Origin of the sequence: Comamonas composti DSM 21721, assembly GCF_000429845.1 — a bacterium.
In the GTDB taxonomy this organism is placed as follows: Bacteria; Pseudomonadota; Gammaproteobacteria; order Burkholderiales; family Burkholderiaceae_C; genus Comamonas; species Comamonas composti.
Genome location: NZ_AUCQ01000039.1, coordinates 1 through 14,531, shown reverse-complemented (window position 1 = coordinate 14,531; position 14,531 = coordinate 1). Strand labels below are relative to the sequence as shown.

Sequence of the window (14,531 nt, the reverse complement as noted above, 5' to 3'; positions counted from 1 at the left end):
ACCCACCCATCTGGACCTGCGCCTGCTGGGCGCCACTGACTACACCGCCGCCGTGCAGGCCATGCAGGCCTTCACCCAGCAGCGAGACCCGGGAACGCGTGATGAGCTCTGGATTTGTGAGCATTCTCCGCACTACACACAAGGGCTGGCGGGCAAAAGCACTCACCTTCTGGCTCCAGGCGACATTCCCGTGGTGGCAACCAACCGCGGCGGCCAGGTCACATACCATGGCCCGGGCCAGGTCGTCGCCTACCCCTTGCTGGACCTGCAGCGCCTCGGCTATTTCGTCAAGGAATATGTGTACCGGCTGGAGGAAGCAGCCATACAGACACTGGCTCACTTCGGCGTCACCGGCCACCGCGTGGCCGGCGCGCCCGGCATTTATGTGCGACTGGACGATCCGTTCAGCCACGCCATGCTTGCACAGCGCCCCCAGCAGCGCGCGCCGGGCTCGCCCGCGCCCGAGCCCGACTTCACAGGTCTGGGCAAGATTGCGGCCCTGGGCATCAAGGTCAGTCGTCACTGCACATACCACGGTCTGGCATTGAACGTCGCCATGGACCTAGAACCCTATGCCCGCATCAACCCTTGCGGTTACGCGGGTCTTGCAACGGTGGATCTTTCTACAATCGGAGTCCAGACCAACTGGAGCGAGGTAGCCCACGTGCTGGGCCGCCAACTGCAGCGACGCCTCGCTCCCTGACACCCTAGCCATGAGCACCAACCCCGTTGTGCGCGAAGCGCAGTCCCAAGCCGAGTACAACCCGCTGGCCAAACAAAAGGCCGGAGCCAAGCTGTCCCGCATTCCCATCAAGGTCGAGCATGGCGAAGTGCTCAAAAAGCCCGACTGGATTCGCGTCAAGGCCGGCAGCCCGAGCACGCGCTTCTACGAGATCAAGGACATTCTGCGCAGCAACAAGCTGCACACCGTCTGCGAAGAAGCCAGTTGCCCGAATATTGGCGAATGCTTTGGCAAGGGCACGGCCACCTTCATGATCATGGGCGACAAGTGTACGCGCCGCTGCCCCTTCTGCGACGTAGGCCATGGCCGCCCCGATCCGCTGGATCAGGACGAGCCCATGAATCTGGCCAGGACCATTGCCCAGCTCAGGCTCAAATACGTGGTCATCACCAGCGTGGACCGCGACGACCTGCGCGACGGTGGTTCGGGCCATTTTGTGGAGTGCATCAAGAACATCCGCGCGCTCTCGCCACTGACCCAGATCGAAATCCTGGTGCCGGACTTCCGCGGCCGTGATGACCGCGCCCTGGAAATCCTCAAGGCCGCGCCGCCCGATGTGATGAACCACAACCTGGAAACTGCGCCCCGCCTCTACAAAGAGGCGCGCCCCGGCTCGGACTACCAGTTCTCACTGAACCTGCTGAAGAAGTTCAAGGCCTTGCACCCGAGCGTGCCGACCAAGAGCGGTCTCATGGTCGGCCTTGGCGAGACCGACGAGGAAATCCTGCAGGTGATGCGCGACATGCGCGCCCACGACATCGACATGCTGACCATTGGTCAGTACCTGTCGCCCACCAACAGCCATCTGCCTGTGCGCCGCTATGTGCACCCCGACACCTTCAAGATGTTCGAGCAGGAGGCTTACAAGATGGGCTTCAGCCACGCCGCCGTGGGTGCCATGGTGCGCTCCAGCTATCACGCCGACCAGCAGGCCCACGCCGCCGGCGTGTGACACCCCCATGCGCCACCCTTAGGCGAAGGCGCATGGCGCTCTGCCCCGCACGCAGAATGCGGCCCGGGCTGAGCAAGGGCAGCTTGCAGATCAGCGCCTTGCGCGCAATTTTCATATCGAAATCGCCCAGCCTGGACGCCCACTCTTCCGGCTGGAAACGACTGGACTCATGCATGGGAGTTCCTGTACAACAAAGCGGCCCTGCACCACCAGACCATGCGCGAGCCGCTGCGCTGCATCAAACAGATTCCCAAAAACCTGGCCTGCCCAACGAAAAAAAGCCTTGTTCAGCAGACGCTGACAAAGCTTGGTGTATGCTCTGGCCCCAGCAACCCTCCCACAGGATTGCAAGCCATTCAAAAAACGGGCCATCGCAAAAAAAGCCTGGCTAACCGGCAAACCGCTGGCTGGCAAAAACAACCATCAGGCCGAACAGACCTGAGAAGTTGCCCCACGATGAAACCTTGGTGCAGCAGGTCAGCAAGATTGCCTTGTGCTGTACGATGGGTTGATCATAACATCGAATGAGAATCAATCTCAATCAAAGCCCTAGAGTTATCTAGGTCTTTGATTTTTGCGTGCTCAATTCGACAACAGCTGAGCAGGACAGTCCGAGTTGACCACCTGCTGAGCCCAGTCGGCAAGGCGTCGCGTATCGGCGCGCAAGACCTCCTGCTTCACGGCCAGGATTTGCGCCGGATGCATGGAAAAGCGGCGCAGTCCCAGGCCCAGCAACAGCCGGGTCATGCTGACATCGCCAGCAACCTCCCCGCAGACACTGATGCTCTTGCCCTGAGCCCGGCACTGGGCAATCACATCGGCCACCAGGCGCAGCACGGCCGGGTGCAGCGGGTCGTACAAATGCGCCACGGCCTCGTCGGCACGGTCTATGGCCAGGGTGTACTGGATCAAGTCGTTGGTGCCGATGGAGAGAAAGTCGAAGTAGCGCAGAAAGGTGCGCACCATGAGCGCTGCTGCCGGCACCTCGATCATGGCCCCGAGCTGTACCGCCCCATAGGCCGTGCCGCGCGCATCGAGCTCGGCCTGGGCCAGCCGCACCTGGGCCAGGGTCTGCTCTATCTCGCTTTGATGGGCCAGCATGGGAAACATGAGCCGTATCTGCCCATGGGCCGCCGCGCGCAGAATGGCGCGCAGCTGGGTGCGGAACATGGCTGGATCGGCCAGGCTCCAGCGTATGGCACGCAGGCCCAGGGCCGGGTTGAGAAAGTAGTCCTTGGCCGAGGCCTTGTCCAGCGGCTTGTCGGCCCCGACATCCAGCGTGCGAATGGTCACAGGCATGCCATGCATGGCATCCACGGCCTCGCGATAGGCGCGGTACTGCTCCTCTTCGCCGGGAAGACTGCCGCCACGCCCCATGAACAGGAACTCCGTACGAAACAGCCCTACCCCCACAGCCCCGGCATGCAGGGCCGCCGCACCGTCGCCAGGCTGTTCTATGTTCGCCAGAAGATCCACGCGCTCGCCATCCAGGGTCAGGGAAGGCGTGTGGCGCAGGCGCCCGAGGCGCTCGCGCTCGAGCTGGTTTTGCCGCTGCCGGAAGCTGTACTCGGCCAGGATGATGGGCGAGGGGTCGATGATGACCACGCCCGCATCGCCGTCGATGATCACCCAGTCGTCCTGGCGGATGAGCTGACCGGCGGCACGCGCTCCGACCACAGCCGGTATGTCCATGCTGCGCGCCACGATGGCCGTATGCGATGTACGTCCACCCACGGCCGTGACAAAGCCGGCAAACAGGCGGCTCTTGAACTGCAGCATGTCTGCAGGTGACAGGTCCTGGGCCACGAGCACCAGCGACTCCTCGGCCCCGCCATCGGCCAGCAGCTCGCGCTGCGCGCCCGGTGGCGCCGGCGGCAGGGGAGCAGCCACAGGAGAGGCCATGCCCTTCATGTGACGCAAAATGCGCTCCACCACTTGTTCCAGATCAGCCTTGCGCTCGCGCAGATACTCGTCCTCCATCTCGTCGAACTGGCGCGAGATGACTTCGAGTTGCGTGGACAGAGCCCATTCGGCGTTGTACAGACGCTCAGAGATCCAGTGCTTGACGGCCTGGGCCAGGGCCACGTCCTGCAGCAGCATGAGGTGCACGTCCAGCAAGGCATCGAGCTCGCCTGGCGCATCCTTGGGCATGACCTCCTGCAAGCGGCGCAGTTCGTCGACCACGGCATTGCGCGACTTGCGCGCACGCTCGATCTCGGCGTCGATCTGCTCGGGCCGTATGAAGTAGTGCACGGCCTCGACACGGCTTGATGCCAGCACCACCGCACGTCCTATGGCGATGTCCCGCGATACTGCCAGCCCCTGGATTGCAAATGTCATTGCGCCAGTCCTTTGTTTGTGCCTCTGCAGTCGGCGCCCGAGCGGAGCGCCCCACGCATTACTGGCCTTCGCCGAATTTGTCGTTGATCAGGGCCACCAGGGCGTCCATGGCCGCCTGCTCCTCGGGCCCATCGGTTTCCAGCACGACCTCGGCGCCCATTCCCGCAGCAAGCATCATCACACCCATGATGCTCTTGGCATTGATGCGCCTCTCGCCCCGGCTCATCCAGACTTCGCATGGAAAGCTGCCGGCCAGCTTGGTGAGCTTGGCCGAAGCGCGGGCATGCAGACCCAGTTTATTGATGATGGTGATGGGTGTCTTGATCATGAGATGGTCGTGGACTCTGGTTTTGGGGCGCGTTCACGCCCACTTGCATGATCGCCTGCCCACCGCCGGTCACCGCTCGCTCGGCCACGGCCGTGAGGCTTTCATGGCGATAGCCTATGGCGCGCAACAGCATGGGCAGGTTCACACCCGTCACCAGCCGGGCCTGGGGCAACCGGGTCACCAGACGCTGGGCCACATTGCAAGGCGTGGCGCCGAACAGGTCCGAAAGCACCAGCGTGGGCATGTCTCCGTCCAGTCCGCCCTGGCCCTGCAGCAGCTGGAGCGCGCGCTCCAGCGTCAGCTCTGGGGCTTCGTCGGGCGGGACATCCAGGGCCAGCACATCGCGAGCACTGTCGGCAAACACATGCAGGGCACATTCGCGCAATGCATGGGCCAGCGGGGCATGGGTGATCAAAAGAAGGCGCGTGATCATGAAGTCTTACGGATTCTGTGCCGATTATGGCCCGGCCCGGCACACCCACAGCGGGTCTTGGGCACATCAGGCCCGACTCATTGCAGCTGCAGGCCTTCAAAAAAAGTACTGGCTGCCGCCGCACGCGGCTTGTCGCCATAAATCACCGCATGGTAGAGGCGCACACCATCAGTCTCCATCTGCGCAAACCAGACCGCATGCGCCGTGAGTTTCCAGCCCTGCGGCCCCACGCCTTCAAAGCTCAGGCGCAAGGACTGGGGCAGGTTCAGCGCCCCCTTGGGCAGAAACGGACCATCTCCCTTGAGCTGCAAGCGCTGGAGCCCGGACTCGGCCGGGCCAGCTTGCCCAAGCTGCCCCATGACCACGGCCTGCCAGGCTGCAAGCACTTCGCCGGCACGCTCACGCTGCGGCAGCAGAAAGTGGGAGAGCGCAAAGGTCGCGTAGTCGGCATCACAGCCCGTCATGCTCATGCGCACCGGCCCGAGGTCCAGCCCCTGGGCCAGCTCCAGCTGGCGTTGTGCGCTCAGGGGATCGCAAGGCAGCAAAAATTTGAGTGGCGCCCCTGCTGCGGGTACTTCACGCCAATTGAGTCTGGGGCTGCAGGCCGTCAACAAGCCCGCCACCAGCAGCCAGCCCGCCATGCGCCTGGCCGCTTTGTGCGGCCGCCAGATCGTTTGCTTGCCTCTCATCCGTGCATTATCTCCAGCCGGAGTGCAGATACCCCCTGAGTCCTGCATGCCGGGCTCAAAAGTCTGTCCGGGCTTTGGGCACAATCCACCCCATGGCAAGCAAACAATGGATAGCAGGCATCGTGATCGCCGCAGCCGCCGGCCTGGGCGCATTGATTTACTCCGGCGCGGGACAGTCCCCGGCACCCGAGTCGAGTTTTGTGCTGCTCGACGGCAGCCGCCAGACCACGGCCGACCTCAAGGGCCAGGTCGTGCTGATCAACTTCTGGGCCACCAGCTGCACCACCTGCGTGGCGGAGATGCCCGATATCGTGGCCACCTACAACAAGTACAAGGATCGCGGCTTCGACACCCTGGCCGTGGCCATGAGCTACGACCCGCCCAGCTATGTGGTGAACTTCGCCCAATCGCGCCAGTTGCCATTCAAGGTGGCGCTGGACAATACCGGCGCCGTTGCCAAGGCCTGGGGCGATGTGCAGCTCACACCCACGACCTACATCGTCAACAAGCGCGGCCAGATCGTGAAGAGCTATGTGGGCGCACCCGACTTCGCCGAGCTGCACAGGCTCATAGAAAAGCTGCTCGCCGAGCGCCCGCCAACGCCTGATGTAAAAAGAATAGCTGCCAGCGCTTGCCACCATTGAATTTCAATGGGAAACATCTCAAATATGAGACAGGACAAGCGCTGGCAGCTATCAAATTAAAAGAAAAACCGGCGCGAACGCCGGTTTTCGTTCATGGGCGCATGCCGTTCATGCTCGCGCATGCGGCGGACTCCGGCCCGGGGCTCAGCTCTCTTCAGAGAGGGGCTCAGCGATTCCTGAAGGCGTCGTGGCAGCTCTTGCAGCTATTTGCCGCAGGGCCGAAAGCGGCCTTGATCTGGTCCAGGTTGCCGCTCTTGGATGCCTCGGCCAGCTTGGCGGTTGCCTCCTCGCTCTTCTTGGCCAGATCCTGGAACTTGGCCTGCTCCTTCCAGATCTCGGGCTTGGCCTTGCCGCCCTCGGTGCCCGCTGCAAATGCAGCCCAGGGCAGCTTGGCCATGAAGGCCACGATTTCCGCGCTCTCCTGAGCGGACTTGGCATCAAAGGCCGCCTTGCCATTGGCCATGGCACCCACTCGGCCGAAGTGCGAGCCCAGCACCGTCAAGGCGCCTTGACGGTATTTGATGGCGTCCTCGGCCTTGGCAAACTGGGCCGAGGCCGGCAGCGAAACCGTGGCGGCCATAGCGGCCAGAGCCAATGCTCCAATTATTTTCATCGCGAACTTCCTTTCTATGTTTCTCTCGGATGGTGATACCGAATCAGCACAGCAGCAGCAAACCTGCCGCCTGTGGCGAGCAAAGTATGGCAGTCCTTGACCTGGGCGCTTGCTTGGCTGACTAACTTGGCTGAGTATTCACTTCATCTTGCCGGATCCTGCAGCCGACAATGGCGCCACATGCTGCTGATGCGCTGTCAGGCACAGCAGATCCGGACTTCCTGCTAGCAAAATTGAATTTATGGCCGACACCAAAATCACATCGCCCCACAGCCAGCCCCACTGCGTGCGCATCTGGGACCTGCCTACCCGGCTGTTCCACTGGCTGCTGGCCGCCAGCGTCATCGCCCTGGTCGTGACCGCCAAGATGGGCGGCAATGCCATGAACTGGCACTTGCAGCTGGGACATCTGGTCCTGGCGCTGCTGATCTTTCGCCTGCTATGGGGCCTGGTCGGCGGCCGCTGGTCGCGCTTTGCCAGCTTTCTGCACTCGCCAGCGGCCATGCTGCGCTATCTGCGCGGCCAGACCCGCAGCAGCGACGATGCCGGCCACAACCCGCTGGGAGCCCTGTCCGTCTTTGCCATGCTGGCCGTGCTCCTGGCCCAGGTCGTCAGCGGCCTGCTCAGCGATGACGAGATCGCCTTCAGCGGACCGCTGACACGCTTCGTCTCCGGCGACAGCGTGGCCCAGGCCACTTCCTACCACGCGTCCTGGGGCCAGTACCTGCTCTACACGCTGGTCGGCCTGCACTTGCTGGCCCTGGTGGTCTACGCGCTGCGCGGCAAGCGCCTGGTCGCAGCCATGATCACGGGCGACAAGCAACTGCAGCAGGCGCAGCCGGCCTCGCGCGACGATGCCAGGACCCGGCTTCTGGCCCTGGTGCTGGCCCTGGTCTCGGGCGCCGCTGCGTGGTGGATCCAGCAATTGGGCGGGGCATTTTGAACCCACATTCGGCCGAGCCGCTAAACTGCAGTTTTTCCAGCTCTTGCATCGCGCCCGTGGACAAACCTGCCGTGGCCATGCTGTCCCCCTCCCAAAGCGAAGAAATGCACGAAGTGCGCCAGCTTTTCCAGGAGTATTCGGACAGTCTGAACATTGATCTGCAATTTCAAGATTTCAGCGCCGAGCTCGCCGAGCTTCCCGGCGATTACGCCGCACCGCGTGGTCAGATCCTGCTGGCCAAGGTCGATGATGCCGTGGCCGGCTGCTGTGCGCTGCGGCCTCTGGACAACTGCGACTACCCGAACGCGGCCGAAATGAAGCGCCTGTTCGTGCGCAAGGCCTTTCGCGGCTTCGGCCTGGGCCGACAGCTCGTGGAGGCCACGCTGGACTATGCACGCCGCGCAGGCTATGCCCATGTGCTGCTCGACACACTGGACGACATGGAGTCGGCGCGCGCGCTCTACACCGACCTGGGCTTCGAGGAAATTCCGCCCTACTACTACAACCCGATTGCGGGCGCGCACTATCTCAAGGTGGAGATCACCTAAGAGCGTGTTCACGATCTAAGCCGGCAGGGGCGGCCCCGACTTGGGCCACGCCAGTTTTAAGCGCTGCGCACGCCTTTTGCGTTCAAGCAGTACCGCCCACAAAAAAAGCATTGCACCTGTGGCGGCGCAATGCTTTTTCATGACGGGAAGCCGGCTAGCCGGCTTCCCCAAACCCGGCGCTCAAGCCTTGGCCTGGCCCAGCAGGGTTGCGGCGTCGCTGACCTCGAACTTGCCCGGGCCCTCGATATTCAGCGTAGCCACCTTGCCGTCCTTGAGCAGCATGGAGTAGCGGTTGCTGCGCAGACCCAGGCCCTTGCCATTGAGGTCCAGCGTCAGGCCCGTGGCCTTGGCAAAGGCGGCATCGCCGTCGGCCAGCATGCGCACCTTGCCTGCGGTTTTCTGATCACGCGCCCAGGCACCCATGACAAAGGCATCGTTGACCGACAGGCACCAGATCTCGTCCACACCCGCAGCCTTCAGGGCCTCGGCCTGCTCCACATAGCCAGGCACGTGCTGCGCCGAGCAGGTAGGAGTGAACGCACCGGGCACCGCAAACAGCGCAATCGTCTTGCCTGCAGCGGCTTCGGGCAGCTTCACGGGATTCGGGCCCAGGCTGCAGCCATTGCCTTCGACTTCCACGTATTCCATGAGCGTGACTGCGGGCAGAGCGTCGCCGACTTTGATCATTTGCATCTCCTTTGTGTTGCCAAACAGAGACCGCCGACATGGCAGCCCCAAAAACAAAAACGACCCACATTGTGGGTCGTTTTTGAGAGGCTTGCAGCCGGTGAGCCTAGCTGGGCTTACACCAGGCCGGCCTTTTGCACCAAGCGGGTCGCAACCCAGTTCTTGGTCTTGGACAGCGGACGGCTCTCCGTGATCTCGATGGTGTCGCCCATCTTGTACTCACCTTGCTCGTCGTGAGCGTGGTACTTGCTGGACTTGATCATGATCTTGTCGTAGATGGGGTGCTTGACGCGACGCTCAACGAGAACGGTCACGGTCTTGGCACGCTTGTCGCTGACCACCTTGCCAATCAAGGTGCGCTTGAGGGATTTTTTAGCTTCCGTCATGTCGGCTTCCTGATTACTTGGCGGCTTGCTTTTCAGCAAGAATGGTCTTGGCACGGGCAATGTCACGGCGCGTGGTGCGCAGCGTGTTGGTATTGCCCAGCTGTTGCGTAGCCTTTTGCATGCGCAGACCGAAATGAGCCTTTTGCAAGGACTTCACTTCGGCTTCCAGCGCGGCCACGTCTTTTTGGCGGAGTTCAGCAGCTTTGGTCATGTTGATTCTCCTCAGGCGCCAATTTGACGGGACACGAAGGTCGTGCGCAGCGGCAGCTTGGCTGCAGCCAGACGGAACGCTTCACGAGCCAGCTCTTCAGGAACACCCACGATTTCGTAGATGATCTTGCCGGGCTGGATTTCGGCCACGTAGTACTCGGGGTTGCCCTTGCCGTTACCCATACGCACTTCTGCGGGCTTGGTGGAAATGGGCTTGTCCGGGAACACGCGGATCCAGATGCGACCGCCACGCTTGACGTGACGCGAGATCGCGCGGCGAGCCGCTTCGATCTGACGTGCCGTCAGGCGACCACGATCAGTGGACTTCAGACCGAAATCACCGAAAGCAACGGCATTACCACGCGTTGCGATACCAGTGTTGCGGCCCTTTTGCTCCTTGCGGTATTTGCGGCGAGCAGGTTGCAGCATGTTTATTCTCCTTTACCGTCCGCTGCTGTAGCGGGCGCGTCAGTCTTGCGAACGCGCTTAACGGAATCAGCACCAGCGCCTGCAGGCTTGTCGCTGCCATCAGCAGGAGCAGCGTTGGTACCAGCGGGGCGGCGGCCACCACGGCCTGCACCATCGCGACCATCACGGCGGCCATCGCGGCGAGGACCGCGAGGACGACGCTCGTCGTCAGGACGGGGCGTTTCCACGGCGGGCAGGTCATTGCGGCCCAGGGTGTCACCCTTGTAGACCCAGACCTTCACGCCGATGATGCCGTACGTGGTCTTGGCTTCAGAGAAGCCATAGTCGATGTCGGCGCGCAGCGTATGCAGTGGCACACGGCCTTCGCGATACCACTCGGTACGAGCAATTTCAATGCCGTTCAAACGGCCCGACGACATGATCTTGATGCCTTGGGCACCCAGACGCATGGCGTTTTGCATCGCACGCTTCATGGCGCGGCGGAACATGATGCGCTTTTCCAGCTGCTGCGTGATCGAGTCGGCAATCAGCTTGGCATCGATTTCGGGCTTGCGCACTTCTTCGATGTTCACTGCAACCGGCACGCCCAGACGGGTAGCGAGTTCCTTCTTCAGGGCCTCGATGTCTTCGCCCTTCTTGCCGATCACCACGCCCGGACGAGCCGAGAAAATGGTGATGCGGGCGTTCTTGGCGGGGCGCTCGATGAGCACGCGCGAAACGGCGGCATTCTTCAGCTTGGCCTTCAGGTACTCGCGCACCTTGATGTCTTCAGCCAGCATGCCGGCGAAGTCACGGTTGCTTGCGTACCAACGGCTGGCCCAGTTGCGGCTAACAGCCAGGCGGAAGCCGGTAGGATGGATTTTCTGTCCCATATTCTTCCCAGGCCTTTCAGTTGCCAACCGTCACGTACACGTGGCACGTGGGCTTGCTGATGCGATTGCCGCGGCCTTTTGCGCGCGCGGTAAAGCGCTTGAGCGTGGTGCCCTGCTCGACGAAGATGGTCTTGACCTTCAGCTCGTCGATGTCGGCGCCGTCGTTGTGCTCAGCGTTGGCGATGGCGGACTCCAGCACCTTCTTGATGATCACGGCAGCTTTTTTCTGCGTGAACGTCAGGATGTTCAGGGCTTGGTCCACTTTCTTGCCGCGGATCAGATCCGCGACCAGGCGACCCTTGTCAACCGACAAGCGGACGCCACGGAGAACAGCACGTGTTTCAGACATGTTCTATTCCTTATTTCTTGGCTTTTTTGTCCGCAGGGTGACCCTTGAAGGTACGAGTCAGTGCGAATTCGCCCAACTTGTGACCCACCATCTGGTCGGTGATGTAGACCGGCACGTGCTGCTTGCCGTTGTGCACGGCAATGGTCAGACCGATGAACTCGGGCAGAACCATGGAGCGACGCGACCAGGTCTTCACAGGCTTCTTGTCCTTGCCGGCAACGGCCTTCTCGGCCTTGGCCAGCAAGTGATGGTCAACAAACGGACCCTTTTTGAGAGAACGAGTCATTTGCTACCCCTTACTTCTTGCGACGCGACACAATCATGCCTTGTGTGCGCTTGTTGTTACGGGTGCGGTAGCCCTTCGTCAGGTTGCCCCATGGGTCAACAGCGTGACGGCCTTCACCGGTCTTGCCTTCACCACCACCGTGGGGGTGATCGACAGGGTTCATCACCACGCCGCGAACGGTCGGGCGAATACCCATCCAGCGCTTCACACCGGCCTTGCCCAGTTGGCGCAGGCTGTGCTCTTCGTTGGCAACTTCACCGATGGTGGCACGGCACTCGATGTGCACCTTGCGCACTTCACCCGAACGCATACGCACCTGGGCGTAGATGCCTTCGCGAGCCAGCAGGGTGGCAGAGGTGCCAGCCGAGCGGGCGATCTGCGCACCAGCGCCGATCTTCAGTTCGATGCAGTGAATGGTCGAGCCCACGGGAATGTTGCGGATCGGCAGGGTGTTGCCCACACGGATCGGAGCTTCGGAGCCGCTGACGATGGTGGCGCCCACTTCCAGGTTGCGAGGAGCAATGATGTAGCGACGCTCGCCGTCGGCATAGCACACCAGAGCGATGTGGGCCGTACGGTTGGGATCGTACTCAATGCGCTCGACCTTGGCGGGGATACCGTCCTTGGCGCGCTTGAAGTCCACCACACGATAGTGGTGCTTGTGGCCACCGCCCTTGTGACGGGTGGTGATGTGACCGTTGTTGTTACGACCGGCCTTCTGGAACTGGGGCTCCATCAGGGGGGCGTAGCCTGCACCCTTGTGCAGATGGTCACGCGTGACCTTGACCGTGCCGCGTTGGCCGGGGGTCGTAGGTTTGAGCTTGATAACAGCCATGATTACGCAGCCTCCCCGGACAGGTTCAGCTCTTGACCGGGCTTGAGCATCACATAAGCCTTGCGCACGTTGTCGCGGCGGCCAATGGTCTTGCCAAAGCGCTTGGTCTTGCCCTTGGTATTCACCACGGAAACGCCAGCCACTTCAACCTTGAACATCAATTCCACAGCGGCCTTGATCTCGGGCTTGGTAGCGTTCTGCAGTACCTTGAATGTCACAGCGTTGGACTTCTCGGCAACCATGGTGGCCTTTTCGGACACGATGGGAGCGACCAACACCTGCATCAGACGACCTTCGTCAAACTTGAGCGTGCTCATGCGAACATCTCCTTGAGCTTGTCGATCGCGCCCTTGGTGACCAGCACTTTCTTGTAGTGCACCAGCGACACGGGGTCTGCATAGCGCGGCTCGACCACGAACACGTTCTTCAGATTGCGGGAAGCCAGAAACAGGTTCTCGTCGACTTCTTCGGCGATGACCATCACGGACTCCAGGTTCATGGCCTTGAACTTGTCGGCCAGCACCTTGGTCTTGGGCGTATCCAGCTTCAGCGACTCCACCACGGCCAGACGGCCTTCGCGGGCCAGCTGCGACAGAATGGATGCCATACCGGCGCGGTACATCTTCTTGTTGATCTTCTGCGTGAAGTTCTCTTCAGGCAGGTTCGGGAAGATGCGACCGCCCCCACGCCACAGAGGCGAGGAGGTCATACCGGCACGTGCACGACCAGTACCCTTTTGCTTGAAAGGCTTGGCGGTGCTGTGACGCACTTGCTCGCGGTCCTTCTGGGCGCGCGTGCCTTGACGGCCGTTGGCACGGAAGGCAACCACGATCTGATGGATCAGGTCTTCGTTGTACTCACGGCCGAAAACGGTCTCGGGCACATCCAGCTTGGATGCGGCCTGGCCTTGTTCATTCAGGAGTTCGAGCTGCATTAGTTCGCTCCTTTGGAAGCTTTAGCCTTGATCGCGGGACGCACCGTCACAAAGCCACCCTTGGAGCCAGGAACAGCGCCCTTGATCAAGAGCAGTTGACGCGCTTCGTCGATACGAACCACGTCGAGATTTTGGGTAGTCACGGTCTCGTCGCCCATGTGACCAGTCATCTTCTTGCCGGGGAACACGCGACCGGGATCCTGGGCCATGCCGATCGAACCAGGCACGTTGTGCGAACGGCTGTTACCGTGAGACGCACGCTGCGAAGAGAAGTTGTGACGCTTGATCGTGCCAGCGTAGCCCTTACCGATGGAGGTACCCTGCACGTCCACTTTCTGGCCCACGGCGAACAGTTCGGTCACGGGCAGAGCAGCACCTGCTGCATACTTGCCGGCGACTTCTTCCGTCACATGGAATTCGCGGGTGACTTCACCGGCTTCCACACCTGCCTTGGCAAGGTGGCCGGCTTCAGGCTTGGTCACGCGGGAAGCCTTGCGTGCACCGAATGTGACCTGCAAGGCCACATAGCCATCGTTGTCTTGGGTTTTGACCTGAGTCACACGGTTGTTCGACACATCGACCACCGTAACAGGCACTGCGTCCCCGTCATCAGTGAACAAACGCATCATGCCAACCTTGCGACCCAGCAACCCCAGGGAGTTGCTCAGACTCATTTGTTTGCTCCAAAACTCTCGCCGCTGAAACTGCAATTGGCTCAGCGTTGCGCTCCCGGCCTCAAAGACCTCAACGCACGAAAGAAGGTTAATAAAACTCCGCCAAAAAAGCGAAGCCCCAAATTCTAACGCGAACTGCTTTTTCAAGCAAGTTCGCGTTAGAAGGAAGATCTCATGCAGGGTGTTAACACCCTGCCAAAGCTCTTATTGCAGTTTGATCTCGACGTCCACGCCAGCCGGCAGATCCAGCTTCATCAGGGCGTCAACCGTCTTGTCGGTCGGATCCACGATGTCCATCAGACGCTGATGGGTGCGGATTTCGAGCTGATCACGACTGGTCTTGTTGACGTGGGGCGAGCGCAGAATATCGAAGCGCTTCATGCGAGTCGGCAGGGGCACGGGACCCTTGACGATGGCACCGGTACGCTTGGCGGTATCCACGATTTCAGCTGCCGACTGGTCGATCAGCTTGTAGTCGAACGCCTTCAGGCGGATGCGGATTTTTTGCTTGGACATTGTTAATTCCTAGTTTTCTAAGAATTAGGCAATGATCTTGGCAACCACGCCAGCGCCCACGGTGCGACCACCTTCGCGGATGGCGAAGCGCAGACCTTCTTCCATGGCGATGGGGGCAATC

The 14,531-nt window shown here is 61.3% G+C and carries 23 protein-coding genes; 5 read left to right on the top strand and 18 right to left on the bottom strand.

The window, feature by feature from the left end; translation table 11 throughout:
• Positions 1-10: 10 nt before the first annotated feature.
• On the top strand, positions 11-703 hold the full coding sequence (gene lipB / locus G486_RS0115865; RefSeq protein ID WP_027016423.1) for a lipoyl(octanoyl) transferase LipB: 693 nt from the start codon (positions 11-13) through the stop codon (positions 701-703).
• A gap of 10 nt (positions 704-713) precedes the next feature.
• Positions 714-1,694, top strand: coding sequence for a lipoyl synthase (lipA, locus tag G486_RS0115860; protein WP_027016422.1), 981 nt, complete (start codon positions 714-716; stop codon positions 1,692-1,694).
• A 582-nt stretch (positions 1,695-2,276) separates the two neighbouring features.
• Here lipA and ptsP read toward each other — a convergent pair.
• From ptsP to G486_RS0115840, 4 genes are all read right to left on the bottom strand, one after another.
• A complete protein-coding gene (ptsP, locus tag G486_RS0115855) occupies positions 2,277-4,034 on the bottom strand; it encodes a phosphoenolpyruvate--protein phosphotransferase (RefSeq protein WP_027016421.1) in 1,758 nt (585 codons plus the stop codon).
• A gap of 58 nt (positions 4,035-4,092) precedes the next feature.
• Positions 4,093-4,362, bottom strand: a complete 270-nt coding sequence (locus tag G486_RS0115850) for an HPr family phosphocarrier protein (RefSeq protein ID WP_027016420.1) — start codon at positions 4,360-4,362, stop codon at positions 4,093-4,095.
• Positions 4,331-4,795: a PTS sugar transporter subunit IIA gene (locus tag G486_RS0115845; protein WP_027016419.1), complete on the bottom strand. Its 465-nt coding sequence runs from the start codon at positions 4,793-4,795 to the stop codon at positions 4,331-4,333. Before G486_RS0115845 ends, G486_RS0115850 begins: the two co-directional genes overlap by 32 nt.
• Before the next feature lie 77 nt (positions 4,796-4,872).
• Positions 4,873-5,484 carry a hypothetical protein gene (locus G486_RS0115840; protein WP_084455353.1) on the bottom strand — a complete coding sequence of 204 codons (612 nt, stop codon included), beginning with the start codon at positions 5,482-5,484 and terminating at the stop codon, positions 4,873-4,875.
• A gap of 92 nt (positions 5,485-5,576) precedes the next feature.
• Here G486_RS0115840 and G486_RS22550 point away from each other — a divergent pair, with 92 nt between their 5' ends.
• Positions 5,577-6,128 (top strand): TlpA disulfide reductase family protein, encoded by a 552-nt coding sequence (locus G486_RS22550; protein ID WP_051303605.1) that lies wholly within the window; start codon positions 5,577-5,579, stop codon positions 6,126-6,128.
• 166 nt (positions 6,129-6,294) lie between these two features.
• On the opposite strand, the gene G486_RS0115830 is transcribed toward G486_RS22550, so the two are convergent.
• A complete protein-coding gene (locus tag G486_RS0115830; protein ID WP_027016417.1) occupies positions 6,295-6,741 on the bottom strand; it encodes a c-type cytochrome in 447 nt (148 codons plus the stop codon).
• Positions 6,742-6,982: 241 nt separating this feature from the next.
• On the opposite strand from G486_RS0115830, the gene G486_RS0115825 reads away from it, so the two are divergent.
• The gene (locus G486_RS0115825; protein ID WP_027016416.1) at positions 6,983-7,684 is read left to right on the top strand and encodes a cytochrome b/b6 domain-containing protein; all 702 of its coding nucleotides are present in this window, start codon (positions 6,983-6,985) and stop codon (positions 7,682-7,684) included.
• Between the two features lie 56 nt (positions 7,685-7,740).
• On the top strand, positions 7,741-8,232 hold the full coding sequence (locus tag G486_RS0115820) for a GNAT family N-acetyltransferase (RefSeq protein ID WP_027016415.1): 492 nt from the start codon (positions 7,741-7,743) through the stop codon (positions 8,230-8,232).
• Between the two features lie 180 nt (positions 8,233-8,412).
• On the opposite strand, the gene G486_RS0115815 is transcribed toward G486_RS0115820, so the two are convergent.
• The 13 genes from G486_RS0115815 to G486_RS23670 form a co-directional block, all read right to left on the bottom strand.
• Entirely contained in the window at positions 8,413-8,919 is a 507-nt protein-coding gene (locus G486_RS0115815) for a peroxiredoxin (protein WP_027016414.1), read from the bottom strand.
• A 116-nt stretch (positions 8,920-9,035) separates the two neighbouring features.
• Entirely contained in the window at positions 9,036-9,305 is a 270-nt protein-coding gene (gene rpsQ / locus G486_RS0115810; protein WP_027016413.1) for a 30S ribosomal protein S17, read from the bottom strand.
• Positions 9,306-9,318: 13 nt separating this feature from the next.
• A complete protein-coding gene (gene rpmC / locus G486_RS0115805) occupies positions 9,319-9,516 on the bottom strand; it encodes a 50S ribosomal protein L29 (RefSeq protein WP_027016412.1) in 198 nt (65 codons plus the stop codon).
• 11 nt (positions 9,517-9,527) lie between these two features.
• Positions 9,528-9,944 (bottom strand): 50S ribosomal protein L16, encoded by a 417-nt coding sequence (gene rplP, locus G486_RS0115800; protein ID WP_027016411.1) that lies wholly within the window; start codon positions 9,942-9,944, stop codon positions 9,528-9,530.
• Positions 9,945-9,946: 2 nt separating this feature from the next.
• Positions 9,947-10,816: a 30S ribosomal protein S3 gene (gene rpsC / locus G486_RS0115795; RefSeq protein ID WP_027016410.1), complete on the bottom strand. Its 870-nt coding sequence runs from the start codon at positions 10,814-10,816 to the stop codon at positions 9,947-9,949.
• Positions 10,817-10,832: 16 nt separating this feature from the next.
• Entirely contained in the window at positions 10,833-11,165 is a 333-nt protein-coding gene (rplV, locus tag G486_RS0115790) for a 50S ribosomal protein L22 (protein ID WP_012202334.1), read from the bottom strand.
• Positions 11,166-11,175: 10 nt separating this feature from the next.
• Positions 11,176-11,451 carry a 30S ribosomal protein S19 gene (rpsS, locus tag G486_RS0115785; protein ID WP_027016409.1) on the bottom strand — a complete coding sequence of 92 codons (276 nt, stop codon included), beginning with the start codon at positions 11,449-11,451 and terminating at the stop codon, positions 11,176-11,178.
• Positions 11,452-11,461: 10 nt separating this feature from the next.
• A complete protein-coding gene (gene rplB, locus G486_RS0115780; protein ID WP_027016408.1) occupies positions 11,462-12,286 on the bottom strand; it encodes a 50S ribosomal protein L2 in 825 nt (274 codons plus the stop codon).
• A gap of 2 nt (positions 12,287-12,288) precedes the next feature.
• Positions 12,289-12,603, bottom strand: a complete 315-nt coding sequence (gene rplW, locus G486_RS0115775) for a 50S ribosomal protein L23 (RefSeq protein ID WP_027016407.1) — start codon at positions 12,601-12,603, stop codon at positions 12,289-12,291.
• Entirely contained in the window at positions 12,600-13,220 is a 621-nt protein-coding gene (gene rplD, locus G486_RS0115770) for a 50S ribosomal protein L4 (RefSeq protein WP_027016406.1), read from the bottom strand. The genes rplW and rplD overlap by 4 nt, the downstream gene beginning before the upstream one ends.
• Positions 13,220-13,894 carry a 50S ribosomal protein L3 gene (gene rplC / locus G486_RS0115765; RefSeq protein WP_027016405.1) on the bottom strand — a complete coding sequence of 225 codons (675 nt, stop codon included), beginning with the start codon at positions 13,892-13,894 and terminating at the stop codon, positions 13,220-13,222. Before rplC ends, rplD begins: the two co-directional genes overlap by 1 nt.
• A 204-nt stretch (positions 13,895-14,098) precedes the next feature.
• Complete coding sequence (gene rpsJ, locus G486_RS0115760) at positions 14,099-14,410, bottom strand: 30S ribosomal protein S10 (RefSeq protein WP_005796953.1); 312 nt, start codon at positions 14,408-14,410, stop codon at positions 14,099-14,101.
• Between the two features lie 24 nt (positions 14,411-14,434).
• On the bottom strand, positions 14,435-14,531 hold a 97-nt coding region (locus G486_RS23670; protein ID WP_084383521.1), incomplete at its 5' end, for an EF-Tu C-terminal domain-related protein.

Excerpts from the sequence above, each read along its gene's own strand:
- lipA (WP_027016422.1), top strand. The coding sequence starts at position 714 with ATGAGCACCAACCCCGTTGTGCGCGAAGCGCAGTCCCAAGCCGAGTAC.
- ptsP (WP_027016421.1), bottom strand. The coding sequence starts at position 4,034 with ATGACATTTGCAATCCAGGGGCTGGCAGTATCGCGGGACATCGCCATA.
- G486_RS0115850 (WP_027016420.1), bottom strand. The coding sequence starts at position 4,362 with ATGATCAAGACACCCATCACCATCATCAATAAACTGGGTCTGCATGCC.
- G486_RS0115845 (WP_027016419.1), bottom strand. The coding sequence starts at position 4,795 with ATGATCACGCGCCTTCTTTTGATCACCCATGCCCCGCTGGCCCATGCA.
- G486_RS0115840 (WP_084455353.1), bottom strand. The coding sequence starts at position 5,484 with ATGAGAGGCAAGCAAACGATCTGGCGGCCGCACAAAGCGGCCAGGCGC.
- G486_RS22550 (WP_051303605.1), top strand. The coding sequence starts at position 5,577 with ATGGCAAGCAAACAATGGATAGCAGGCATCGTGATCGCCGCAGCCGCC.
- G486_RS0115830 (WP_027016417.1), bottom strand. The coding sequence starts at position 6,741 with ATGAAAATAATTGGAGCATTGGCTCTGGCCGCTATGGCCGCCACGGTT.
- G486_RS0115825 (WP_027016416.1), top strand. The coding sequence starts at position 6,983 with ATGGCCGACACCAAAATCACATCGCCCCACAGCCAGCCCCACTGCGTG.
- G486_RS0115815 (WP_027016414.1), bottom strand. The coding sequence starts at position 8,919 with ATGATCAAAGTCGGCGACGCTCTGCCCGCAGTCACGCTCATGGAATAC.
- rpsQ (WP_027016413.1), bottom strand. The coding sequence starts at position 9,305 with ATGACGGAAGCTAAAAAATCCCTCAAGCGCACCTTGATTGGCAAGGTG.
- rpmC (WP_027016412.1), bottom strand. The coding sequence starts at position 9,516 with ATGACCAAAGCTGCTGAACTCCGCCAAAAAGACGTGGCCGCGCTGGAA.
- rplP (WP_027016411.1), bottom strand. The coding sequence starts at position 9,944 with ATGCTGCAACCTGCTCGCCGCAAATACCGCAAGGAGCAAAAGGGCCGC.
- rpsC (WP_027016410.1), bottom strand. The coding sequence starts at position 10,816 with ATGGGACAGAAAATCCATCCTACCGGCTTCCGCCTGGCTGTTAGCCGC.
- rplV (WP_012202334.1), bottom strand. The coding sequence starts at position 11,165 with ATGTCTGAAACACGTGCTGTTCTCCGTGGCGTCCGCTTGTCGGTTGAC.
- rpsS (WP_027016409.1), bottom strand. The coding sequence starts at position 11,451 with ATGACTCGTTCTCTCAAAAAGGGTCCGTTTGTTGACCATCACTTGCTG.
- rplB (WP_027016408.1), bottom strand. The coding sequence starts at position 12,286 with ATGGCTGTTATCAAGCTCAAACCTACGACCCCCGGCCAACGCGGCACG.
- rplW (WP_027016407.1), bottom strand. The coding sequence starts at position 12,603 with ATGAGCACGCTCAAGTTTGACGAAGGTCGTCTGATGCAGGTGTTGGTC.
- rplD (WP_027016406.1), bottom strand. The coding sequence starts at position 13,220 with ATGCAGCTCGAACTCCTGAATGAACAAGGCCAGGCCGCATCCAAGCTG.
- rplC (WP_027016405.1), bottom strand. The coding sequence starts at position 13,894 with ATGAGTCTGAGCAACTCCCTGGGGTTGCTGGGTCGCAAGGTTGGCATG.
- rpsJ (WP_005796953.1), bottom strand. The coding sequence starts at position 14,410 with ATGTCCAAGCAAAAAATCCGCATCCGCCTGAAGGCGTTCGACTACAAG.